This is a genomic window from Pseudomonas sp. PI1 (assembly GCF_000812405.1).
Lineage (GTDB): Bacteria > Pseudomonadota > Gammaproteobacteria > Pseudomonadales > Pseudomonadaceae > Pseudomonas > Pseudomonas citronellolis.
This window is the reverse complement of record NZ_JWMC01000022.1, coordinates 72,743-96,237: the sequence shown is the minus strand read 5'-3', so window position 1 is coordinate 96,237 and position 23,495 is coordinate 72,743. Positions and strand designations below refer to the sequence as shown.

At 62.0% G+C, this 23,495-nt stretch carries 24 protein-coding genes and 1 tRNA gene; 9 read left to right on the top strand and 16 right to left on the bottom strand.

The window, feature by feature from the left end:
- The first annotated feature begins 93 nt into the window (after positions 1 to 93).
- The 5 genes from RN02_RS09445 to RN02_RS09425 all read left to right on the top strand — a co-directional run bounded on the left by RN02_RS09445 (position 94) and on the right by RN02_RS09425 (position 4,268).
- A complete protein-coding gene (locus RN02_RS09445) occupies positions 94 to 1,092 on the top strand; it encodes a D-cysteine desulfhydrase (protein WP_043314213.1) in 999 nt (332 codons plus the stop codon).
- A gap of 112 nt (positions 1,093 to 1,204) precedes the next feature.
- The gene (gene tcyJ / locus RN02_RS09440; protein WP_043314212.1) at positions 1,205 to 2,008 is read left to right on the top strand and encodes a cystine ABC transporter substrate-binding protein; all 804 of its coding nucleotides are present in this window, start codon (positions 1,205 to 1,207) and stop codon (positions 2,006 to 2,008) included.
- Entirely contained in the window at positions 2,008 to 2,679 is a 672-nt protein-coding gene (tcyL, locus tag RN02_RS09435) for a cystine ABC transporter permease (protein WP_024128231.1), read from the top strand. The genes tcyJ and tcyL overlap by 1 nt, the downstream gene beginning before the upstream one ends.
- Complete coding sequence (tcyN, locus tag RN02_RS09430) at positions 2,676 to 3,440, top strand: L-cystine ABC transporter ATP-binding protein TcyN (protein ID WP_009618464.1); 765 nt, start codon at positions 2,676 to 2,678, stop codon at positions 3,438 to 3,440. Before tcyL ends, tcyN begins: the two co-directional genes overlap by 4 nt.
- A gap of 129 nt (positions 3,441 to 3,569) precedes the next feature.
- Complete coding sequence (locus tag RN02_RS09425) at positions 3,570 to 4,268, top strand: pirin family protein (protein ID WP_043314211.1); 699 nt, start codon at positions 3,570 to 3,572, stop codon at positions 4,266 to 4,268.
- Between the two features lie 49 nt (positions 4,269 to 4,317).
- Here RN02_RS09425 and rffA read toward each other — a convergent pair whose 3' ends face one another.
- From rffA to RN02_RS09365, 14 genes are all read right to left on the bottom strand, one after another.
- Positions 4,318 to 5,463 carry a dTDP-4-amino-4,6-dideoxygalactose transaminase gene (rffA, locus tag RN02_RS09420; RefSeq protein ID WP_043314210.1) on the bottom strand — a complete coding sequence of 382 codons (1,146 nt, stop codon included), beginning with the start codon at positions 5,461 to 5,463 and terminating at the stop codon, positions 4,318 to 4,320.
- Between the two features lie 4 nt (positions 5,464 to 5,467).
- Complete coding sequence (locus RN02_RS09415) at positions 5,468 to 7,096, bottom strand: hypothetical protein (protein ID WP_043314209.1); 1,629 nt, start codon at positions 7,094 to 7,096, stop codon at positions 5,468 to 5,470.
- Positions 7,093 to 8,049 carry a lysylphosphatidylglycerol synthase transmembrane domain-containing protein gene (locus RN02_RS09410; RefSeq protein WP_082033751.1) on the bottom strand — a complete coding sequence of 319 codons (957 nt, stop codon included), beginning with the start codon at positions 8,047 to 8,049 and terminating at the stop codon, positions 7,093 to 7,095. The genes RN02_RS09415 and RN02_RS09410 overlap by 4 nt, the downstream gene beginning before the upstream one ends.
- Positions 8,050 to 8,059: 10 nt before the next feature.
- The gene (locus tag RN02_RS34570) at positions 8,060 to 8,752 is read right to left on the bottom strand and encodes a CatB-related O-acetyltransferase (protein WP_161796239.1); all 693 of its coding nucleotides are present in this window, start codon (positions 8,750 to 8,752) and stop codon (positions 8,060 to 8,062) included.
- Positions 8,733 to 9,632: an NAD-dependent epimerase/dehydratase family protein gene (locus tag RN02_RS32205; RefSeq protein WP_082033749.1), complete on the bottom strand. Its 900-nt coding sequence runs from the start codon at positions 9,630 to 9,632 to the stop codon at positions 8,733 to 8,735. Before RN02_RS32205 ends, RN02_RS34570 begins: the two co-directional genes overlap by 20 nt.
- A 3-nt stretch (positions 9,633 to 9,635) precedes the next feature.
- Positions 9,636 to 10,733, bottom strand: coding sequence for an ATP-grasp domain-containing protein (locus RN02_RS09400; RefSeq protein WP_043314206.1), 1,098 nt, complete (start codon positions 10,731 to 10,733; stop codon positions 9,636 to 9,638).
- Positions 10,734 to 10,755: 22 nt separating this feature from the next.
- A complete protein-coding gene (locus RN02_RS32200) occupies positions 10,756 to 11,766 on the bottom strand; it encodes a glycosyltransferase family 2 protein (protein ID WP_082033748.1) in 1,011 nt (336 codons plus the stop codon).
- Between the two features lie 14 nt (positions 11,767 to 11,780).
- Positions 11,781 to 13,367 (bottom strand): hypothetical protein, encoded by a 1,587-nt coding sequence (locus RN02_RS32195; protein WP_082033752.1) that lies wholly within the window; start codon positions 13,365 to 13,367, stop codon positions 11,781 to 11,783.
- Between the two features lie 100 nt (positions 13,368 to 13,467).
- Positions 13,468 to 13,543 (bottom strand) — tRNA-Ala (locus RN02_RS09390).
- Positions 13,544 to 13,626: 83 nt separating this feature from the next.
- Positions 13,627 to 14,289 carry an O-methyltransferase gene (locus RN02_RS09385; protein WP_043314204.1) on the bottom strand — a complete coding sequence of 221 codons (663 nt, stop codon included), beginning with the start codon at positions 14,287 to 14,289 and terminating at the stop codon, positions 13,627 to 13,629.
- Between the two features lie 16 nt (positions 14,290 to 14,305).
- Complete coding sequence (locus tag RN02_RS09380) at positions 14,306 to 14,836, bottom strand: C40 family peptidase (RefSeq protein ID WP_043314203.1); 531 nt, start codon at positions 14,834 to 14,836, stop codon at positions 14,306 to 14,308.
- 82 nt (positions 14,837 to 14,918) lie between these two features.
- Positions 14,919 to 15,551, bottom strand: a complete 633-nt coding sequence (locus tag RN02_RS09375; RefSeq protein WP_089391873.1) for a C40 family peptidase — start codon at positions 15,549 to 15,551, stop codon at positions 14,919 to 14,921.
- Between the two features lie 65 nt (positions 15,552 to 15,616).
- Entirely contained in the window at positions 15,617 to 16,381 is a 765-nt protein-coding gene (locus RN02_RS09370) for an NAD-dependent deacylase (protein WP_043314202.1), read from the bottom strand.
- 13 nt (positions 16,382 to 16,394) lie between these two features.
- Positions 16,395 to 17,789 (bottom strand): sigma-54 interaction domain-containing protein, encoded by a 1,395-nt coding sequence (locus RN02_RS09365; protein WP_043314201.1) that lies wholly within the window; start codon positions 17,787 to 17,789, stop codon positions 16,395 to 16,397.
- A 177-nt stretch (positions 17,790 to 17,966) separates the two neighbouring features.
- Here RN02_RS09365 and ddaH point away from each other — a divergent pair, with 177 nt between their 5' ends.
- Positions 17,967 to 18,731 carry a dimethylargininase gene (gene ddaH, locus RN02_RS09360; RefSeq protein ID WP_043314200.1) on the top strand — a complete coding sequence of 255 codons (765 nt, stop codon included), beginning with the start codon at positions 17,967 to 17,969 and terminating at the stop codon, positions 18,729 to 18,731.
- 122 nt (positions 18,732 to 18,853) lie between these two features.
- Positions 18,854 to 20,269 carry a basic amino acid/polyamine antiporter gene (locus RN02_RS09355; RefSeq protein ID WP_043314199.1) on the top strand — a complete coding sequence of 472 codons (1,416 nt, stop codon included), beginning with the start codon at positions 18,854 to 18,856 and terminating at the stop codon, positions 20,267 to 20,269.
- Here the strand turns inward: RN02_RS09355 and RN02_RS09350 are convergent.
- Together RN02_RS09350 and ttcA are read right to left on the bottom strand one after the other, a co-directional pair.
- Positions 20,266 to 20,937, bottom strand: coding sequence for a DNA-3-methyladenine glycosylase I (locus RN02_RS09350; protein ID WP_043314198.1), 672 nt, complete (start codon positions 20,935 to 20,937; stop codon positions 20,266 to 20,268). The genes RN02_RS09355 and RN02_RS09350 overlap by 4 nt on opposite strands.
- Before the next feature lie 13 nt (positions 20,938 to 20,950).
- On the bottom strand, positions 20,951 to 21,778 hold the full coding sequence (gene ttcA / locus RN02_RS09345) for a tRNA 2-thiocytidine(32) synthetase TtcA (protein WP_009618484.1): 828 nt from the start codon (positions 21,776 to 21,778) through the stop codon (positions 20,951 to 20,953).
- Between the two features lie 89 nt (positions 21,779 to 21,867).
- Here ttcA and RN02_RS09340 point away from each other — a divergent pair, with 89 nt between their 5' ends.
- Positions 21,868 to 22,464: a DNA-J related domain-containing protein gene (locus RN02_RS09340; RefSeq protein WP_043314250.1), complete on the top strand. Its 597-nt coding sequence runs from the start codon at positions 21,868 to 21,870 to the stop codon at positions 22,462 to 22,464.
- 161 nt (positions 22,465 to 22,625) lie between these two features.
- Positions 22,626 to 23,222 carry a Yip1 family protein gene (locus RN02_RS09335; protein WP_009618488.1) on the top strand — a complete coding sequence of 199 codons (597 nt, stop codon included), beginning with the start codon at positions 22,626 to 22,628 and terminating at the stop codon, positions 23,220 to 23,222.
- Positions 23,223 to 23,495: the final 273 nt, after the last annotated feature.

Here is a 23,495-nt window from a genome sequence, read left to right as displayed (position 1 = left end):
GGCGCAAAGAAAAGCCCCGCCGGTGAATTGCCGCGCGCCCCTGCCCCGTTCTATCTTGGCGGATCGTTCAAGTACCGCCGAGGTCCCCTCCCGATGAGCTCCCTGCGCGACGCCCTCGCCCGCTTCCCCCGCCTCGACCTGGTCGGCGCCCCTACCCCGCTGGGCAAGCTGGAGCGCCTGTCGGCGCAGCTGGGCCGGGAGCTCTTCGTCAAGCGCGACGACCTCACCCCGCTGGCCATGGGCGGCAACAAGGTGCGCAAGCTGGAGTACCTCGCCGCCGATGCCCTCGCCGCCGGCGCCGACGTGCTGGTGACCGCCGGCGCCATCCAGTCCAACCACGTGCGCCAGACCGCGGCGCTGGCCGCGCGCCTGGGCCTGGGTTGCCTGGCCCTGCTGGAAAACCCCATCGGCACCGACGACGCCAACTACCTGGGCAACGGCAACCGCCTGCTGCTGGACCTGTTCGGCACCCAGGTGGAAGCGGTCGCCAACCTCGACGACGCCGACGCCCTGCTGCAGGACGCCTGCGAGCGCCTGCGCGCCCAGGGGCGCAAGCCCTACCTGGTGCCCATCGGCGGCTCCAACGCCCTCGGCGCCCTGGGCTACGTGCGTGCCGGCCTGGAGCTGGCCGAGCAGGTGCGCGCCGGCGGACGGCACTTCGCCGCCGTGGTGCTCGCTTCCGGCAGCGCCGGCACCCACGCCGGGCTGGCCCTGGCGCTGGCCGAAGCGCTGCCGGAAACCCCGGTGATCGGCGTTACCGTCTCGCGTCCCGACGCCACCCAGCGGCCCAAGGTGGAAGGCCTGGCGCAGCGCACCGCGGACCTGCTCGGCCGGCCGCTGGCGGCGCACTTCGCCGTGCACCTGTGGGACGCCTACTTCGGCCCGCGCTATGGCGAGCCCAACGCCGGCACCCTCGACGCGGTGCGCCTGCTCGCCGCGACCGAGGGCCTGCTGCTGGACCCCGTCTACACCGGCAAGGCCATGGCCGGCCTGCTCGATGGCGTGGCCCACGGCCGCTTCGCCGAAGGCCCGCTGCTGTTCCTGCACACCGGCGGCGCCCCGGCGCTGTTCGCCTACCCGTCGCTGTTGTGAATTCACTCAAGTTATATGAAAAGGATATTTCATTATTTTATTGCATAACCATTGACCCCCTATAGTCGCGCAGCCTACTAATCTGCTTGAAACACCAAGAACGAGGGCAACCATGAACTTCTCCATCCTGCGACGCGGTTTCATCTTCGCCGGCCTGACCCTGGCCCTCGGCGCCAGCTTCCTCGGCCAGCAGGCCTCGGCCGACGAGGACCTGCTCAAACAGATCCAGGGCAACGGCGCGATCAAGGTCGGCCTGGAAGGCACCTACCCGCCCTTCAGCTTCGTCGACGAGAACGGCAAGCTGTCCGGCTTCGAAGTGGACTTCGCCGAGCTGCTGGCCAAGGAACTGGGGGTGAAGGCCAAGCTCCAGCCGACCAAGTGGGATGGCATCCTCGCCGCCCTGGAGTCCAAGCGCCTGGACGTGGTGATCAACCAGGTGACCATCTCCGAGGAGCGCAAGAAGAAGTACGACTTCTCCGAGCCCTACACCGTCTCCGGCATCCAGGCCCTGGTGCGCAAGGGCGACGAAAGCAAGTACGACACCCCCGACAAGCTCGCCGGGGTGAAGGTCGGCGTGGGCCTGGGCACCAACTACGAGCAGTGGCTGAAGCAGAACGTGCCGCAGGCCGACGTGCGCACCTACGAGGACGACCCGACCAAGTTCCAGGACCTGCGCAGCGGGCGCATCGACGTGATCCTGGTGGACCGCCTGGCCGCCTTCGACATGGTCAACAAGACCAAGGGCGCCATGGCCCTGACCGGCGCGCCCTTCGCCCGCCAGGAAGCCGGCATCGCCCTGCGCAAGGGCAACCCCGAGCTGCTCGGCGCGCTGAACAAGGCCATCGAGAAGTTCAAGGCCGATGGCTCGCTGAAAAAGCTCTCGGAGAAGTGGTTCCAGGCTGACGTCACCCAATGATCGACGAAAGCCTGCAGCTCGCTCTGGACTCCGCGCCCTTCCTGCTCAAGGGCGCGGTCTTTACCGTAGTCCTCAGCATCGGCGGGATGTTCTTCGGCCTGCTGCTGGGGTTCATCCTCGCCCTGGCGCGGCTGTATGGCCATGCGCTGTTCAGCTGGCTGGCGCGCATCTACGTGTCCTTCTTCCGCGGCACGCCGCTGCTGGTTCAGTTGTTCATGATCTACTACGGCCTGCCGCAGCTGGGCCTGGAGCTTGACCCGCTGCCGGCGGCGCTGATCGGCTTCTCGCTGAACATGGCCGCCTACGTCTGCGAGATCCTCCGCGCCGCCATCGGCTCCATCGATCGCGGCCAGTGGGAGGCAGCCTCCAGCATCGGCATGACGCGCGCCCAGACGCTGCGCCGGGTGGTGCTGCCGCAGGCCGCGCGCACCGCCCTGCCGCCGCTGGGCAACAGCTTCATCTCGCTGGTCAAGGACACCGCCCTGGCCGCCACCATCCAGGTGCCGGAGCTGTTCCGCCAGGCGCAGCTGATCACCGCGCGGACCTTCGAGGTGTTTACCATGTACCTCACCGCCGCGCTCATCTACTGGGTGCTCGCCAGCGTCCTGGCGCACCTGCAGAACCGCCTGGAAGAGCGGGTCAACCGCCATGACCGGGAGCACGAGGCATGATCGAGGTACGCAAGCTCACCAAGCAGTTCCGCGGCCAGGAGGTGCTCAAGGGCATCGACCTGTCGGTCGCGGCCGGCGAGGTGGTGGCGATCATCGGCCCCAGCGGCTCGGGCAAGACCACCCTGCTGCGCTGCCTGAACCTGCTGGAAATCCCCAACGGCGGGACCATCCGCGTCGGCGACATCGAGATCGACGCCTCGCGCCCGCTCAAGCCGCAGCAGGGGCTGATCCGCAAGCTGCGCCAGCACGTCGGCTTCGTGTTCCAGAACTTCAACCTGTTCCCCCACCGCACCGCGCTGGAAAACGTCATCGAAGGCCCGGTGATCGTCAAGAAGGAGCCCCGCGACAGCGCCGTGCAACGCGCCCGCCAATTGCTGGCGAAGGTCGGCCTGGCCGGCAAGGAAGACGCCTATCCCAAGCGCCTCTCCGGCGGCCAGCAGCAGCGCGTGGCCATCGCCCGGGCCCTGGCCATGCAGCCGGACGTGATCCTCTTCGACGAACCCACCTCGGCGCTCGACCCGGAGCTGGTCGGCGAAGTGCTGGCGACCATCCGCGGCCTGGCCCAGGAAAAGCGCACCATGGTCATCGTCACCCACGAGATGAGCTTCGCCCGCGACGTCGCCAACCGGGCGATCTTCATCGACAAGGGGGTGATCGTCGAACAGGGCGACGCCAAGACGCTGTTCGCCCAGCCCCGCGAGGAACGCACCCGGCAGTTCCTCAGCAAGTTCCTCAACCCCGACCAGGGGCGACCTGAATAAATCTGCAAATTCGATAAATCAGCTCGGATATTTGCGCTTTTATATCGACTAAAGCGGGATCAACATAGCCTCCATGAACCGCGCAGGCCGGCCAACTCGCCGGCCCGGCGCCCCAAGAGGACTGATCCCATGATCGAACGCAGACCCTTCGCCCAGCTCGGCGGCGCCCACCACGGCTGGCTGAACGCCAAGCACCACTTCTCCTTCGCCGAGTACTACGACCCCGAGCGCATGAGCTGGGGCAACCTGCGCGTCTGGAACGACGACGAGATCGACCCGGGCACCGGCTTCCCGCCGCACCCGCACCGCGAGATGGAAATCATCACCTACGTGCGCCAGGGGGCGATCACCCACCAGGACAGCCTGGGCAACAAGGGCCGCACAGAGGCGGGCGACGTGCAGGTGATGAGCGCCGGCAGCGGCATCGTCCACTCCGAATACAACCTGGAGCAGGACGTGACCAGGATCTTCCAGATCTGGATCCTGCCGACGCAACGCGGCGGCACGCCGTCCTGGGGCGCCAAGCCGTTCCCCAAAGGCGACCGCGCCGGCCGCTTCGTGATCCTCGCCAGCGGCGACGAAAACGACGAGGACACCCTGCGCATCCGCGCCGACGGCCGCCTGGCCGCCGCCACCCTGAAGGCCGGCCAGAGCGCCGAATACGCCCTGGGCAGCGACCGCCGCGCCTACCTGGTGCCGGCGGCCGGCAAGGTGGAGGTCAACGGTGTGGTCCTGGAAGCCCGCGATGGCGCGGCCATCGCCGAGGAAGCGGTGGTGAAGGTGACGGCGCTGGAGGACAGCGAGGTGATTCTGGTGGATGTTGCCTGATCCCCACCTACAACGAAAAGGCACGCCTCGGCGTGCCTTTTTCGGTCCATCAACCACTGCACTTAAGGCTGATTTTGATCTGTTCGACGACCTGGTTCTGCTCCGCTTCGGAAATCCCCAGCCACAAGGGCAAACGCACCAGGCGCTCGGATTGCCGTTCAGTCACCACCATGCTGTCGTGCACTCGACCGTAGCGCTCACCTGCTGGGGAGGCATGCAGCGGCACGTAATGGAAAACGGCCCCTATCCCCTGTCGCTTCAGATCGTCCAGCAGTTGCTCCCGACTTGCAGCGGAATCCAGTAGCACATAGTACATGTGGGCGTTGTGCTGACAGTCGGCAGGCACCACAGGGCGACGCAGGAGGCCTTCCTTCTCCAGCGGCTCGAGCAGTTCGTGATACAGCTCCCAGCATGCCAAACGCTCCTCGGTGATGCGTTCGGCTTCGTCGAGCTGCGCCCAGAGGAATGCTGCTATCAATTCGCCAGGGAGGAATGAGGACCCCACTTCCTGCCAGGTGTACTTGTCCACTTCGCCTCGGAAAAATCGGCTGCGGTCGGTCCCCTTTTCGCGAATGATCTCCGCGCGCTGGACCAGCAGCGGTTCGTTGACCAGCAATGCCCCGCCCTCTCCGGAGATGACATTCTTGGTCTCATGGAAGCTATATGCCCCAAGATCTCCAATGCTTCCCAGAGCACGTCCCTTGTAAGATGCCATCACACCCTGGGCCGCATCTTCCACGACCTTGATCTGCCGTTTATGCGCGACGGCCATGATGCTGTCCATTTCACAGGCGACACCCGCATAGTGAACCGGCACCACTGCACGGGTACGTTCAGTGATTGCCGACTCGATCAGGCGCTCATCAAGATTGAGAGTATCCTCGCGTATATCCACAAAGACCGGCACTGCTCCGCGCAAGACAAAGGCATTGGCTGTGGAAACGAAGGTGAACGAAGGCATTATGACTTCATCCCCCGGCTGGATCTTCAGCAGCAGAGCAGCCATTTCCAAGGCCGCAGTGCAGGAATGGGTCAAGAGCGCCTTGGCCGATCGGGTGTATCGCTCCAGCCAGGCATGGCACAACTTGGTGTACTGACCGTCTCCAGAGAGATGCCCGGAAAGATGGGCATTGGCGATATTGTAAAGCTCTCGTCCGGAAATGTACGGACGATTGAATGGAAGCTTTTTCGACACGGGCTTATCCCTTGTTTCCGGTTATACATCTGGCATTGACGACAACAATGCTGCCAAGATTCTTCACGACCTTGAGTTCCAACTCTCCTCGGTGCCGTTGCATGCAGTAGTTGCGAAGATATTCTCCCTGGGCTGGAATCGGTCTATCGGCATAGCCACTGAAGTCGAGGCCTTGCGAGGACAACAGGCGTTGTACGAACCAGCCCGGTTTCTCACTTTCCAGCCGATAGGCCAGCGAAGTCGGAGCATAGGTTCCGGATGAGAGGGAGTAAAAACGAAATCCTGCGTTGTGCAGATTACGATCAAACGGCGAGTAGACATATTCATAAGGGAAATACCCCCCCCAGGTTACGATCACATCCGTACCCAACTCTTTGACGTCGCGCCGGATATCCTGGACCATCTCGTCTATCTGCTGATGCTGTTTTACTGTTTGCCAAAAGGTACTGGCTGCCAAAGAACAAAGCGCTATATATGCCAGCCACCGGCGCGTACCTCGCAACGCCGACGCCTGTGCAATCATCCACAGAAGGCAAGCACTCAACGCTGGATAATAGGCCCTGAAGACTCCTGGCCTATCTATATAACCGGTATAGAACAGACCAGCGTAAAATAAAAAAAGGCATAGCCATACTCGCAAACTACCCAATAGCGCACCGATGACCAGTCCTGCCAGCGCAAGTGGAAAAGCACGCGGATCCTGCCAAGCAGAACGGATGGATTCGATCCCCCTCCCAACGTTACGCGGCGCACTGAGTTCACCCGGCACAGCCTGGCGTAACGCCTCCATGGTCCGCGAAGAAGTCAGGTTGTCATCGACAAAGAACCAGTTCCTCAACAGGTCGAAATCATTGCTGCTCAGGTCGCTGGAAGAATGCAGGGGAAGGGTTTTCAGATAGTCCGCCAGGCCATAGTCCGTAAGCTTCACCCTTACGGCATTGAAGGCGTTGTACTTCGCCCAACTGATATCCGAATAGGACGCGCGATCGAAAGCGATTGCCGCAAGACTGGCAGCAGCAATTGCAAGGAACAGCAAGAGAAACGCCCGATCACGCAGGATACGGAGCGACAACCAGAGCGGTATCGAAACAGCAACGATGAAGAGAAACTCGTTCCATCGAATCAGATAGGACACCAGGGCCAGAATGAAGCACAGGAACAGCGCCCCGTTGCCACGTCGCTCCCGATAATCCAGCAGCGCCAGCACGGCTGCCATCCCAGCCAGCCCTGAAACAACTGTGAACTGTGGGAAGACGCACGGGTAAAAGAATACGCTGAATACCGCAACCACGGCGGCCCAGGGGCCCATGCCTCGACGGATGAGAAAATGGCAAGCCACTAGCGCAACTGTCAGCAGAACCAGATAAGTGACCAACGAATATCCGAGTAACCCGCGGACACTCGGTATGCATTGAATGAACGCCCCCCACAGGGCATTGGAGAAGATCAGATTGCGACTGGGCACGGCAATCGAGCCGAACCCTTCCACACGCATCGCCATGCCTACATCGTCATTGGTCTGCCAGTAGGGCTCCCATACCGACAATGCACTCAACAACAACACACAGAGCAGCAACGGCAACGCCAATGGCAGGGTACGCGCCCAGCGGGCAGAAACCGATATCGAATTCACGTGCGTTTTCCAGCACCGATCAGGGTATGCAATGCCGCTACGGCACCGCCGATCAGGGCAAGCGCCACACGATTGAGATACATCAGGAAAGCGAGCAGCACAGCGTCCGCGACTGGCACGCCGACTCTTCCCAGCAACCAGACCATCACACCTTCCCGAACGCCTATCCCCCCCAGTGAAATGGGTAATACAGTCGACAGATAGATGATTGGAATGACTACCAGGCAGAGTGCCAGGGGCAGTTCCAGTGCCATGACATGCGCGAAGTAATAGAAAACCAGAATATCTGCGGCCTGGAACAAAGTGCTAAGCAGCAAAGTAGACAACAACGTCCCCGACGGGAGACTCCATAACTTCTGGTAGAGCACCACCAATCTGTCCAGATGCTGGCTGACGAACCTGCTACCAAGCCATTTCAGCAACATCGGGGCAGCACTCAACGCCACGATGAAAACCAATAGCGAGGCCACAATCGTCGGAGCAATCAAGAGTGCCTCCGAACCCAGCTTGCAACTAAGGACATCGTTCAGCGCAAGCACGCCCAGCGAACCGACCAACGCCACACCACAGAGTCCCAGTCCGCGTTCGATGGCCACGGAAGCCAGAACCCTGGGTAGAGCCCCACGCTGGCGCGCCGCACACAGCGCTACCCGCACAGCATCCCCCCCCAGCACACCGGGCAGCATGACACCATAGAAGGTGCCCACCAGATACAGATAGAGAGCACTCGAAGATCGCAGGACAATACCTAAAGCGGCAAGAACCAGGCGCCAACGATTGGCAGCCATGACTAGCCCCACGAGAAGAATCAATGGCCCGGGCCAAAGACGATAAAGGCTCCCATCGCGCAGCAGCGAGGCGACAGCCGACCAATCGAGAAAACGAATGAGGTAGACGACCACGGCAACGGAAAAGCTTGCCTGGAAGAGAACCAGCCACATACGACGAGACATCAACAATCCGTCAGCTCTGATAGTTTCGGTTCAATAGGACTTCCAGTGCCTCAGCATCAGGAGCCGAACTCAATAGATCGAAGTGTCGCTGAATATCATCGGCTGACCAGTCCCACCACTGCAGCTCTTCCAGCTTCCGGATGATCGCTGCCGGGAAGCGATACTTCACCACCCTGGCTGGCGCTCCAACCACCACAGCATAGGGCTCAACGTCAGCCGTAACTACGGCATTGGCTCCAACGACAGCGCCGTTACCTATGCGTACTCCGCGACAGACCACTGCACCCGCGGCTATCCAGACATCATGTCCGATGCTCAACGGCAACGCGAAACGGTCATAAGGAATTTCTGCCGAGAACGGACGGAGCTGGTCATGATCGTTATATAGGAACGAGTGTTGAACGATGCGTGAATGATCATGCTCGCCGCCACCAATGCTGACATTCCATGAGATGGAGCAGAAACTGCCAATATCGGCATGCATGATTACCGTATTCATGCCGGTGTAGGAATGTCGCCCCAGATTCGCACGAAGCAGGTGATTGGAGCGTTCTATCCTGACCCGGCGGGCCAACTGGCTGAAATCGACACGAGAGAAGTTACCGACCGAAACATGCTCCGCCAAGGTAGATGCCTTGATTCGTGCGCCAGCATATACAGTGGCCAGCGGATCTATCCGGCTGTCAATCTCCTGATAATCCATACTTGGCCGCCTCCCGTTTATCATGCAGCGTCATTGCAATGTCCTCGGCAGCGGCCCGCAGAGTCCACGCAGGAGCCCAATCGAACTCTCGACGGAAGCACGAACTGTCCATCAATGAGTGCTCCGGCACGCTCTTCATACTCTGCGCCTCACTTATCCGGTGTTCCCGGCCAAATGCCCGGAATATCGTCCGCGCGATCTGCTCCAGTGACGAGCACTCTCCCGAACCCAGATTGAAGACTCCATTACCAGATCTAAGCAGCGTAGCCTCAATGGCAGTAGCTATATCCCTGATATAAAGATACTCCCGAAGAATACCTGTCACCGTCAGTGTCACCGGCTCATCACGGTAGGCCTTGCGAATGAAGGTGGCGATGGCACTGCTCGCATACTCCCCCAGTCCGAACACTTGGGCCAGACGGAGGGTCACGACATTCAGCCCACGCTGCATGAAGTAATCCGCAGTCAGTTCGGAGTGCCTCTTGGCCAGGGCATAAGGCGATTCCGGAGCAGGCGCCTGGACCTCGCTCCACGGCACGGGCAATCTTCCATACACACCCCGTGTCGAGGCTAATACGACCCGTTGGAGCGCGCATTGTTCAGCACAGAGCAGAACTCGGTAGTCCAGGCTTACATTACCCAGGACATCGGAATCGATAGCCCCCTTGGGCCGAGTGGCAGCGAGATGAACCAGGCCGTCCATCCCCGCAAGATGACGTAGCAGGGACGCAACGGAGTAGTCAGTCGCAATATAGGTGACTCCCGACAATCGCTCGTCAGGAACCGTACGCGACAGAGCGAATACTTCGTATCGTGGTCCGAGCAACTCGACCAGATGCTTGCCGACGAAACCGTTGGCCCCGGTGATGGCGAGCTTCATGGGCTAAAGCGCTCCCATCACGATCTGATAGCCGCATTTTTCCATGAGCCCGTTGGTGCTACGAACGTACTCGCCAGGTGCGTAATAGAATTCGACATGAACGGCATCGGGATGCGCATCGACCAAGGCGAAGCTCTCGCCGGGCGGCTGACAAAAGAACTCCAGATAGGCTGGCCGGACGCTCAGGGTAGCGGGCATGGTGACCGTCCGCCCTTGCAGCCGCTTGATGCAACCATCCAGCAGGTCAACACCGGTGCTGGCCAGAATCAGGCGCCACAGATGGCAGCCATCCAGCCGTGGGGCAACCTCGATCAAATAGGGGAGGTCCCCATTCATCTTGATCTGAAAATACAACGGCCCTTCCTGTATACCCAATTGTGCCGCTGTCTGTAGCACCAGTTCACGAACCGTCTGCTCCGCCCTGTCGGAGAGGCTGGCTGGAAGGATGTGTCGACGAATGATGCCACCATCGAACTGAGCCCAGGACTCCCGGTCGGAAGGGAGGAAGAAAACCATCTCACCCTCGACGAAAAAGGCATTCACGGATATCTCCCGCCCCTCGACTTTCTGCTCGACTATGACCCGACCGGAACGAGAGAAGCCCACGGCCGCGGCAAAAGCCACCGGTATCTGCGCGTACGCCGACACACTGCAGACACCCCGCTGCCCCTGACTGTCGACCGGCTTGAGCATCGCCGGCAAGGGCACGCTGGTCGCCTGGTTCGCATGCTCCAGCACCTCGAACTCCAGCGATCCGGGCAAGCCCTGCAAGTGATGCCGCAACAACCCCTTGTTGTTACAAGTCACCGCAACCTCTTCACTGACCAGCCGCGGCAAATGAAGTTGCTCCGCCACGTACCCCACCGTAGGCATGGCAACATCAGACCCGACGGAGTAGATCTGATCCACGGCATGGTCGCGTGCATAGCGCAGGACGGAATCTCTATCGGTAATGTCTACCTGAGCGAAATGCCGTGCATGGATTCGACCTGGGCCAGCCGTGGTATTGCTCAATGCATGCGTTTCAAATTCGCCCGGCAAACGCGCCAACAGATCAGCCTGCGCTGCACCAACTCCCAGTACCAGAAATCTTTTAGTCACTCCAAGCCCTCATCCATCCGTCCTAGCGCTGGCTACCACCATCATAGCCCCCATGCAGCTCGGCTTCCGTAACGCTCGTCTGCCTGCGCACGAAGTACTGGGGAGTGGCATTGACCCGCTGGAGAATCCGCAAAACATATTCACCGATCACCGCAAAGGCGAAGAAGTTGAAACCGGAGAGGAACAGCAACAGCAAGGTTGTTGTCATCCAACCAGGAACTGCAATACCGCCCAGAAAATACCGGCATAGCAGGTAGGCGGAGAACAGCACGCTGAAGATGATCCCGAAACCACCGATCCCCCCAAGAAGACGAAGGGGAAGAACGGACTGCCCGATGAAGTTGCTCATCGTTGCCCGCAGCAGGCGCGACAAGGTATACCCGCTTTTACCTTCCCGACGGGGATAGTGCGGAACAATGACATTGACAATACGCCGCGTTACCGAACTTAGCATAACGCCTAAAACAGGATTCAATGCCCGTAGCTCAAGCAAAGCATCAACCACCGGCCGCCGAATGGCTCGAAAACTGGTAAACCTCAAATCCCGCGGTTTCCCCAGGAACAGCGCATTCATTTCATTTACCAAGTGGCTCCCCAAGCGCCGAAACAAACTATGCTGCTTTTCGGCTGGCACCCCCATTACGACGTCTACATCACTTTCCAGCCCCCTCAGTAAAAGTGGGATATCCTCCGGTGCACTTTGTAGATCGTCGTCAATGGTCACTACAACCTGACCACGCGAATGAGCCATGCCGCACAAAGTGGCACTGCCTTGACCGAAGTTGCGCATAAGCTGAATAGCAGTAGTATGAGAATCCTTTTCGGCAAGCGCCTGTAGGATAGCCCACGTATTGCCGGGTCCACAATCATCAACAAAAACGATCTCATAACTCCTCCCCTGCGTCTTCAACGTCTCTGTCAGACGTTCATGAAGCTCGCGAAGGGTAAGTTCCGAACCATAAACTGGAACAACGACACTATACGCGACAAAGTCATTCACTTTTAAACCTCTCAAATGCTCCTCGAAGGGCATGAAACAAAAACATATCAATCCTCGCCAGAAAAATCCTTAGCTACGAACACACGACAAGACGGACAACGAGCATCGGAGTCAGGTAAAGCGTGGAAATTTTCCACTACATACTCATATATATGCGGATTAGTATTTCTAAACCTCAGTTCCTCACGACCATCCAGAGGAAGGTCGACAATAATTATCACACCTGGATTCGCCGCTTTGATTCGCTCAATTTCCTCTTGCTCAAAATCGACCCCACGCGACCACAGGGCGTAGTTCGCCCAAAGTGGAGACTTGACACCAAGCAGCGCATAGGCACCCGGCCAATACGGAGTCGCTATAAATGCGCGATGCTCTCCTGAATACTTTTCAGCAAGATCCAATATGAGCTGGACATTTTTTGCAGTCGCAGAGTCCACTTCCAACTTATCGCCAGCTACCACTAGCTTGTCGCATCGGTTATCTCCACTACAGTTCCAACCTGGCTGATTGGCTCCGACACCGATTAGACTAATCGCCAATAGCCCCAATAGCAAAAGCCCCCTCCTCTTCCCATTCTGTCGGAAGATCAGGAGTAAGCAACCTATAAGCAGAGGGAAAATCCCTTGAGAAAGATGACCTACATCCGCACGTGAATAAGCATAGTGCGCGTAAGGTAGCGACAAGAAAGCAGCACCTACAAAAACCGGCGGAACGGCCCTACCTCTCAGTCTTTCAAGAAAAACCCACAGAAGAGAAAGCCCCCCAAATATCAATAAAGAAACAAAAAGAACACCAACCAAAAACGCTCGCAGGCTGTCCAACCAAAATGACGTGGAAAAATCAACAAGCCATGGCCAGGGAATAGGGAGAGGGAGGTTCGTTGAGCCTCGGGAAATCTGAAATTTCACTCCATTTAAAAATGCATCCTCAAAACCAGGAACGAAGAGAATCAAGAAAAGCATAGGAGCGTATCCCACCACAACGCCTACGCACCAAGAAGAAATTTTCTTTACTGCAGCCTCTCTCGCCCCCTCCCCAATTAATAACCAAGCCATTACAGCCACGCTCGCCACAGCCCCATACACTCCGTGGTTACGCCCTAAAAAAGCAATCAATCCGACCCCAACTCCCGCCCCAAAATAGTGACGAGGAGTTCTGGAGCCCGCAAGACATGCCAATATCCCGACCAGAAATATCGAAATGGAAATATCAAACAACTTATGACGCGGAAACATCCAAAGCACAAAAACAGCTGCAGCAAACAGGAGAACGACCCCATCTACGCTCCTCAAGCGGGGACGAGACCGAGCGATTAGATATACCCCACAGAACAGCCCAAAAAATTGAAAAATAGAAACTGCCACACGAAGAAAGACTATTCCATCTCCCCCCATCATGGACATCACCGCCGCCGACCAGTAATAACGCCCCGGATCATATGACATAAAGTCTTTGAGAGGCACTTCCCCCAACATAGTCCGCTGAACGCCATACCACAGGAAACCCTCATCCCACAGATTCAAGCCTCGATGGCCAAACCACAAGAATGCCACCAAGACAAAGAGCAGAGATACCGCCCCACTCCACGTAAATTGTCTAAATAAATCGCTTCTTTGCCCTACGAGCGCCTTCAATCCATAACCCTCAAAAGTAAACATAAAAATATTTTATATATAAAGCAGCGCCCATGTAAGGCATAAAAAACCCAGCCGAATGGCTGGGTTCTCTAATAGCTGGTGGACCGAAGGAGGATCGAACTCCCGACCTCCGCATTGCGAACGCGGCGCTCTCCCAGCTGAGCTATCGGCCCGATAGGGTAGGAATCTAACCCAGGCATTATCTGCAGGCAACGATGGCACTGTCGGAAAAAATGGATACCCGCTCAGCACCAATTCAGCGCTTGCGACACAGCCCCATGCCATCGCCCAGCGGCAGCAGCGAATAGTCCACCCGCGCGTCGCTTTTCAGTGCCAGGTTCAGTTGCTGGATGGCGCGGGTGTCGGCGCTTTGCGGGTTGGTTTCGAGTACCCGGCCGCTCCACAGCACGTTGTCGAAAATTGCCAGGCCGCCTTGGCGCAGCAGGGTCAGGGCGTGTTCCAGGTAGCGTGGGTAGTTGGCCTTGTCGGCGTCGATGAAGGCGATGTCGAAGCTGCCCGCCTGCCCTACCCTTTCCAGGCCGGCCAGGGTGTCCAGCGCTGGGCCCAGGCGCAGTTCGATGCGGCCTTCGACGCCGGCTTCGCGCCAGTAGGACTGAGCTGTGGCGTTGTAGTCTCCGGGCAGGTCGCAGCAGAGGATGTGGCCGTCTTCGGGCAGCGCCTCGGCCATGCACAGGGCGCTGTAGCCGGTGAAGGTGCCCACTTCGAGGATGCGCTGGGCGCCGGTCAGCTTGACCAGCAAGGCCAGGAACTGGCCCTGTTCGGGGGCGATCTGCCAGCGCGCCGTGGGCAGGGCGGCGGTTTTCTCGCGCAGGCGCGCCTTCAGCGGGGTGTCGCGCAGGGAGGTGTCGAGCAGGTATTGGTAGAGCGCGTCGTCGAGGTTGAGCGTACGGGTGGTCATGTGGCCCTCCTGGAGATCAGGGGTGGAGGGCGAGGCTCTGTACCGCGAGGACGCGTTTGGCTTCCAGGAAGGCCCGCTGCCAGTAGGGGCTGTCGAGGCTGTCCAGGCGCACGGTCCCGCCCGTTCTGGGCGCATGCACGAAGCGCCCCTCGCCGACATAGATACCCGCATGGCTGACGTTGCGTCCACCGTTGGTGGCAAAGAACACCAGGTCGCCGCTCTGCAGGCCTTCGCGGCCGACCACGGGGGCGCGCATGCCGATCATCTCGCGGGTGGAGCGCGGCAGTTGCAGGCCGGTGGCGTCGCGGTAGACGTAGCCGATCAGGCCGCTGCAGTCGAACCCGCCATCCGGGGTATTGCCGCCCCAGCGATAGGGCGTACCCACCAGGCCGATGGCACGGATCAGCACGTCGTCCGCAGCCTGGGAATCGCTGAAGTTGTTCGAGGGCGCGTAGACCACCGGCGGCGGCGCGGGCGGCGTATGGCTGGCGCAGGCGGCCAGCAGGGAAACGAGTGCGAGGGTGATGATGCGGAGGGAGGTATGCATGTGATGGCATCCCCTGTTCAGGAATGCCATCACTTTGCACCGTCAAACGCTTAAGCGCAATACTTAAAGTAAAACTTTAAGATTAGCGCGTTACCGTCTGTTGCGCCTGGTAACCCGGCTCCAGGACGCGCTTGGCTTCCATGTAGCTCAGGCGCCAGTAGCTGTCGTCCAGGTTGTCCACCCGTACACCACCGCCACGGCGGCTGGCGGAGTGGATGAACTGGCCATCGCCGATGTAGATGCCGGCGTGGCTCACACGTCCGCGACCACGGTTGTTGAAGAAGATCAGGTCGCCCGGTTGCAGGTCTTCCTTGGAGACCAGCGGAACGTCCATGGTGATCATCTCGCGCGTGGAACGCGGCAGCTTGATCCCAGCCTCTTCACGGAACAGGTAGCCGACGAAGCCGCTGCAATCGAAACCGGTTTTTTCCGAACGGCCCCCGAAGCGATACGGCGTGCCGATCAGTTCGAATGCGCGATCCAGAATGCTGGAAACCCGCCCTGACGGGTTCCCGTTATCATTTCCTGCCCCCTCGTCTTCTACATCCGCCAGCGTTGCCTGATGGTGGTCAATCTGAGCCCAGCTGCGGGTGGCCTGCTCTACGGCGACCTGCTGTTGACCCGGCTGGGACTCTGGCGAATGGCTGGCGCAAGCGGCCAGCAGCAAGACGAAACTCATGGGCACGAGGGGTGCGAAGCGTCTAAGCATGGGCACGACCGTGTCTCATTAGTTCCATTAGCGCGCTAATTTGCCCGCTCGATCGAGCCGATGCAAGTTTTTTATCGCGAAATGTGACCTATCAGTTGCGGCAGAATGTCTAAGGCTCGTCCTGCAATTTTTGCATCGACCCTCGAACTGAGCTCGGTCGGCGCCGGATTCACCTCGGCGACGAAGCCGCCGGCGGCCCGGGTGCGCAGCACCGGCTCGACGATGTAGGGGAAGCTCGCCGTGGTCCCCACCAGCAGCACGACTTCGAAGCCCTTGCGCAATTCGCCGTAGAGGCTGTCGATCGCCGCCTCCGGCAACATCTCCTCGAACAGCACCACCGGCGGCCTCAGTACACCGCCACAGACCGCGCATCGCGGTGGCAGCGGACGCTGCAGGTGTTCCTCCAGCTCATCGCTCTCGGCCCCGCAGGACTGGCAGAACAGCGGCCGCAGTTCGCCGTGGATCTCGATCAGCCGTTCCATCGGCGAGCCCGCCTGGCGGTGGAAGCCGTCGATGTTCTGCGTCAGCACCCAGCACTCCGGCTTGCGCCGCTGCAGTTCGGCGATTGCCTCGTGGCCGGCGTTGGGCGCTGCCGCGAGGCAGGCCCGGCCGAGTTGCGCCAGGTACTTCCAGCACAGCGCCGGGTCGCGCCGCAGCATGGGCCCGGAGATGGCCTGCTCGATGGCGATACCCTCCTCGGTCACGCCGTTGTACAGGCCGCCCAGGCCACGGTAGGTGGGCATGCCGGAATCCGCCGAGAGGCCGGCGCCGGTGATCACCAGGATGCGTTCGGCGGCCTGCACGGCTTGGACGAGCGCGGCCATTGATGGGTCCATGGGCGGATTCCTGTCAGGCCGGCGTGTCGCCAGCGGGTGGGTGCTGTATGGCCAGGCGCTGCAGGCGCCCCAGCAGCGTCGTCCGTGGGATGCGCAGGCTGGCGGCGGCCTGCGAGAGGTTGCCCCGCGCCCGGCGCAAGGCCTCTTCTATCAGCTTGCGCTCCTGTTCCGCCAGCCTCTCGCGCAGGCCCAGCGCCGGCGGCTCGTCTCCGGCCACCGCCATGTCCCGTGGCTCCTCGCCGGCGAAGACCACTTCGTCGAGCACCGGTCCGCCCTGGCCATGCAGCAGCAGGCTGCGGCGGATCACGTTTTCCAGCTGGCGCACGTTGCCCGGCCAGGCGCAGGCCTGCAGGCGCGCCAGCGCCCGCGGCCCCAGGGCCGTCACCCGCGGGTTCAGGCTGCGCGCGTCGCGGCGCACGAAGGCCCGGGCCAGCAATTCGACGTCAGCGGGGCGCTCGCGCAGCGGCGGAATGCTCAGGCAACCGACCTCCAGCCGGTAATACAAGTCCTCGCGCAAGCGCCCCTCGGCGATCGCCTGGCGCGGTGCCTGGTTGCTCGCAGCGACCAGGCGCACGTCCGCGCGCAACGGCCGCAGACCGCCCAGCGGCAGGTAGCTGCCGTCCTGGAGCACGCGCAGCAGCTTGCTCTGCAGGGCCATGGGCATGGAGTTGATCTCGTCGAGGAACAGCGTGCCGCCTTCGGCCAGGGCGAACATGCCCTTGCGGTTCTCGGCGCCGGTGAAGGCGCCGCGGGTGGTGCCGAACAGGGTGCTCTCCAGCAGCGTCTCGGGGATGGCCGCGCAGTTCAGGCTGATCATCGGGCCGTTGCGCCGCGGGCTGAGGGCGTGGGCGCGGCGGGCGAAGAGTTCCTTGCCGGTGCCGGTCTCGCCATGGATCAGCAGCGGCAGGTCGGTCGCGGCGAAGACGTCCAGGCGCTGCAACTGCCGCTGCAGGCCGGGGGTGACGCTGAGGATCGGCGGGCAGTCCGGTTCGTCGTCCGCTGCAGCGCATTCCGCCACCACCTCACCCACCTCCATCGCCCCGAGCAACTGGCCGCCGCGGCCGTGCAGCGGGATCGCCCGGTGCCGGTACTGCAACAGCTCGCCGCCGGCGCCGACATAGGCCTGCAGTGTATCGATGGAGGGCCGCTCCTGGGCCAGGCAGCGCAGCAAGGTGCTCTGCTCCGCCTCCAGCCAAGGCGCGCTCTGCAGCACGTGCATGCCCAGCGCCTGCCGCGGATCTAGGCCGTCGAGCAGGCCGCTGGCCTGGTTGTAGTAGACGAAGCGCCCCCGGGTATCGACCACCGTGACCGGTTGCCGCAGCCCATCGAAGATCGGCGCCAGGCTGTCCACCAGCCAGCGCAATTCGTCCTTTTCCGTAGGAACCGTCGCGTTCTCGACAACAGCCATGGCAGCCCAGCCTTTTATATCCGTCCGGTTTTCGACAACTGTCCCAGTTTCGACGAAAGCGCGCGAGCCCGCCCCGCTGCGGGTCAACGCCAGGCCAGGAAAATCGTCCGCGGCGCGCCGACCCGCCTGGCGCACGCCTTGCAACACGGCAAGCATCCACCTGCAAGAGGAAACGCCATGTTCAAGCACATCATCGCCCGCACCCCGGCCAGCAGCCTGGTCGACGGCCTGACCTCCAGCCACCTGGGCAAACCGGACTTCGCCAGGGCCCTGGAGCAGCACAACGCCTACATCCGCGCGCTGCAGACCTGCGACCTGGACATCACCCTGCTGCCGCCGGACGAGCGCTTCCCCGACTCGGTGTTCGTCGAGGACCCGGTGCTCTGCACCTCGCGCTGCGCCATCATCACCCGCCCCGGCGCCGAGTCGCGGCGCGGCGAGACCGCGATCATCGAGCAGACCATCCAGCGCTTCTATCCGGGCAAGGTCGAGCGCATCGAAGCACCCGGCACGGTGGAGGCCGGCGACATCATGATGGTCGGCGAGCACTTCTATATCGGCGAATCGGCGCGGACCAACGCCGAAGGCGCCCGGCAGATGATCGCCCTCCTCGCCAAGCACGGCTTCACCGGCTCGGTGGTGCGCCTGGAAAAGGTGCTGCACCTGAAGACCGGGCTGGCCTACCTGGAGCACGGCAACCTGCTGGCCGCCGGCGAGTTCATCGACAAGCCGGAGTTCCAGCACCTGAACATCGTCGAGATCCCCGAGGAGGAGGCCTACGCGGCCAACTGCATCTGGGTCAACGAACGGGTGATCATGCCCGCCGGCTATCCGCGCACGCGGCAGAAGATCGCCGACCTAGGCTACCGGGTGATCGAGGTCGACACCTCCGAGTACCGCAAGATCGACGGCGGCGTCAGCTGCATGTCCCTGCGCTTCTGAACGGCCGCTCCAGCGGCGGGCCTGCCGGCCCGTCGCGCCGGCACGGGCCCCCTCCCCTGCGTCGGCGTCATGCGTGGCGGCAGATGCCGCCACGCCACCGGTTGCCGTCTCGGAGGCGCAAGATGTCGATTTCGGATAAAGGAAAACTCGGCCTGCCGGCGCTGACCGCCCTGGTGGTGGGCGGCATCATCGGCAGCGGTATCTTCAGCCTGCCGCAGAACATGGCCGAAGGCGCCGGCGCCGGGGCCATTCTCATCGCCTGGGGCATCACCTTCGTCGGCATGCTGACGCTGACGCGGGTCTTCCAGTGGCTGTCGACCACCTACCCGGAACTGGACGATGGCGTCTACGGCTACGCCCGCGAGGGCTTCGGCGAGTACCTGGGCTTCAATGCCGCCTGGGGCTACTGGATTTCCGCCTGGGTCGGCAATGCCGGCTACCTCGTCGTGCTGTTCAGCGCCCTGGGCTCGTTCGGCGCGCTGGCCTTCTTCGGCGACGGCACCACCTGGCCGGCGCTGCTCGGCGAGCTGGCGGTGCTCTGGCTGATGCACGCCTTCGTCCTGCACGGGGTGCACAACGCGGCCATCACCAACGCCATCGTCACCCTGGCCAAGGTGGTGCCCATCGCCCTGTTCATCCTCTGCGTCGCCCTGGCCTTCCGCGTCGAGGTGTTCCGCCTGGATTTCTGGGGCAGCCCGGCGCTGGGCAGCATCACCCGCCAGGTGGAAACCACCATGCTGTACACCGTGTGGGTCTTCCTCGGCATCGAAAGCGCCACCGTCTATGCCAGCCACGCGCGGCGCGCGGCCGACGTCAGCCGGGCCACCCTGCTCGGCTTCGTCATCACCCTGCTGTTGCTGGTCTGCGTCTCGGTGCTGTCGCTAGGGGTGGTGCCGCAGCACGAGCTGGCGCAGATGAAGAACCCGTCGATGGCCCAGGTGATGGCCGCGGCCGTGGGCCCCTGGGGCGCCACGCTGATCAACGTCGGCCTGATCGTTTCGGTGGGCGGCGCCCTGCTGGCCTGGACCATGCTGGCGGTGGAGATGCTCTACCTGGCCAGCCGCGGCGAAGGGCACACCGCGCCGGCGCTGTTCGGCAGGACCAACGACGTGGAGACGCCGGCCCCGGCGCTGTGGCTGACCAACGCGCTGATCTCGGCGCTGCTGCTGGTCGCCTTCCTCAACGCCTCCGGCTACAACGCGCTGATCCAGCTGGCCACCTCGATGGCGCTGATCCCCTACCTGTTGTGCGCCGGCTTCTGCCTCAAGCGCGTGCTGCGGCAGCCGAGCCCGGCGCTGCTGGCGATGGCGACGCTGGGCACGCTCTACGGCGTCTGGCTGCTGTATGCCGCCGGGCTGAAGTACCTGCTGTTGTCGATGATTCTCTACGCCCCGGGGCTGGGCTTCTTCGTCCACGCCCGGCGCCAGCGCGGCCTCGCGGCCTTCGGCAACGCCGGGGAGCGGGCGCTGGGCGCGCTGGTGCTGGCCCTGGCGCTGACCGCGCTGTGGATGGTCGGCAGCGGCCGCCTGGGGCTCTAGTGGTTGACGGTGTACGACAGCATCATCGAGAGCTGGCACAGCGGCCGGCCGCTCTGCTCGTGCCAGGCGTTGAAGGCGGCCTGCACGGCGGCGAGGTCCTTCTGGCTGGTGGGCGCCTTGTCGACGATTTCCTGGGCCTTGAGCGCGGCGACCACGTCGTCGCTGGGGATGAAGGTGTCCTTGCCGGCCATGCGCAGGAAGCGCGGCGCCGACAGGCCGCCGAGCTGGTTGCCGCGCTTGGCCAGCAGCTTCCACAGGCCGACGATGTCGGTCACCGGCCAGTCCGCCAGCAGCTTGCCGAAGCTGCCGTGCTCATGGGCGATGTCGAGGATCATCTGGGCGTTGCGCGGCACGCTCTTGAGCTTGCCCAGGTGGCGGATCAGGCGGGTGTCCTGCATCAGGTTCTCCAGGCGCTCGCCGCCCATGAGCACCACCTTCTGCGGGTCGAAGCCGAAGAACACTTCCTCGAAGGCCGGCCACTTGGCATCCACCAGGCTGTGCTTGAGGCCGGCGCGGAAGATGCGCAGGCTGATCAGCGACAGGTAGCGGTCATCGCTCACCGCGGCCAGTTCGGCCGGACTCTTGGGCTGCGGCAGGCGCGCTTCCAGCGCCGCCGCCGAGCCGAAGCGGTTCAGGCAGTATTCGTGCAGCCATTGGTAGTCGCGCATCGCCCTTCCTTTATTACAGGTTCATCACGTCGACGAAGCGCGGCGTGGCGGTGTCGTCGATACGCAGGCTGGCGAAGTCGAACAGGTTGCGGTCGGCCAGTTGCGAGGGCACCACGTTCTGCAGGGCGCGGAACATGATCTCGGTGCGGCCGGGGGTCTTGCGCTCCCATTCCAGCAGCATTTCCTTGACCACCTGGCGCTGCAGGTTCTCCTGCGAACCGCAGAGGTTGCAGGGGATGATCGGGAATTCCTTGAGCACCGAGTAGGCCTCGATATCCTTCTCGTTGCAGTAGGCCAGCGGGCGGATCACCACGTTGCGGCCGTCGTCGGACAGCAGCTTGGGCGGCATGGCCTTGAGGGTGCCGCCGTAGAACATGTTGAGGAAGAAGGTCTCGAGGATGTCGTCGCGGTGGTGCCCCAGCGCCATCTTGGTCGCGCCGATTTCGTCGGCGTAGGTGTAGAGCGTGCCGCGGCGCAGGCGCGAGCACAGCGAGCAGGTGGTCTTGCCCTCGGGGATCTTCTCCTTCACCACCGAATAGGTGTCCTTCTCGATGATGTGGTACTGCACGCCGATGGATTCCAGGTAGGCCGGCAACACGTGCTCGGGGAAGCCGGGCTGCTTCTGGTCCATGTTGACCGCGACGATCTCGAACTGGATCGGCGCGACCTTCTGCAGGTACAGCAGGATGTCGAGCAGGGTGTAGCTGTCCTTGCCGCCGGACAGGCAGACCATGACCTTGTCGCCGTCCTCGATCATGTTGAAGTCGGCGATGGCCTCGCCGACCTGGCGGCGCAGGCGTTTCTGCAGTTTGTTCTGGTTGACCGAAAGGGTGCTGGCCATGGTGCTGTGGAATCCGGGGGGAAGACGAAAAGCTGGTTATTTTACGCGCACCCCGCCTTCATCGGTAGCCTGATGCTAGGCTCATGCCCATGACTCCCGACCTCGACGCCCGCCTCGACCTCGCCGGGCAGTTGCTCGAACTGCTGCGCGAGGCCCCTGAAGGCCTTTCCGAATATCAGTTGATCCAGCAACTGAAGGCGCGGCATTCCACCCATGTCCCGCACCTGCCGCTGCTGGACAAGCTGGTGCTGTTCCGCACCCACTTCCTGGTGTTCAACGCCCTCTACCGCCTGCGCGACCAGCTTTGCGCCGAAGAAGCCGGCTTCCTGCAGATCGGCCCGCTGCAGATCCGCCTGCTGCCCTGGCAACCCGGCGCGCCGGGCCTGGTGGAGAGCGACCCGCTGCGCGACTACTACCTGGACGAAAGCAACCTGCGCGACACCACCGAGCGCGACGTGGAAAAGCTGCTGGAAAGCTTCTGGACGCGCATGCAGGGCGACGGCGAGAAGGCCGCCGCGCTGGCCCTGTTCGAACTGGAGGACGGCCCGGTGGACTACGCGCTGATCAAGCTGCGCTACCGCCAGTTGGTCAGCCAGCACCACCCGGACCGCGGCGGCAGCACCACGCGCCTGCAGTCGATCAACAAGGCGATGGAAATTCTCGAGCGCTATTACAGCCGCCCATGAAGCTCCGATTTGCTCTAACCCCAGGCAGGACGCGGCCTTCGGGGCTTTCCTATACTGCGACACAAGGTCGCACGAGTCTGACGGGCACCGGAAGGCGCTGGCCATGCGTCCCCGGCGCGGCGCTGGGAGGCGGCCTGCATAATAACGAGGAGGTTGCCGAGATGATCCATCATGTGTGGGGGCTCTTCACCCATCCCGATCAGGAATGGCAGGAAATCCGCGGCGAAGAAGAAAGCATCAGCCACATGTACCTGACCCATGTGCTGATATTGGCTGCCATCCCGGTCATCTGCGCCTACATTGGCACCACCCAGGTGGGTTGGGTGCTGGGCAGCGCGGGACCGGTCAAGTTGACACCAGCGAGCGCGATCCAGCTCACCGTGCTCACCTACGTGGCGATGCTCGCCGGCGTCGCCGTCATGGGCGCCTTCATCCACTGGATGGCGCGCACCTACGACGCCACTCCGAGCATGACCCAGTGCATCGTGTTCGCCGCCTATACGGCGACCCCGCTGTTCATCGGCGGCGTGGCCGCGCTCTACCCGCACCTGTGGCTGGGCATGGTCATAGGCACCGCGGCGATCTGCTACACGGTCTACCTGCTGTACGTCGGCATCCCGACCTTCATGAACATTCCCAAGGACGAAGGCTTCCTGTTCTCCAGCTCGGTGCTGGCGGTGGGCCTGGTGGTGCTGGTGGCGATGATCGCGCTGTCGGTGATCCTCTGGGGGAGCGGGGTGGGACCGGAATATACCTGAGACTTGACTGGCGAATGCAGACCGGGCCCTGGGGGCCCGGTTTTCGTTTTTTGGGGTTTGGTTTCTGGCTTGGCCACAGAGCGTTGTCGAAGTCCGCAACCCTCTCCCCAGCCCTCTCCCTGAAGGGAGAGGGAGCTTGTCCGTACCGGCTGGTGGGCATGGTTTCAACCTGAACCTTCGCCTCCAACTGACGCCGAAACACCCAACCTCACCGAACGGTCCCCTCTCCCTTCAGGGAGAGGGTTAGGGAGAGGGAGCGGTGTGCCAAGCCAA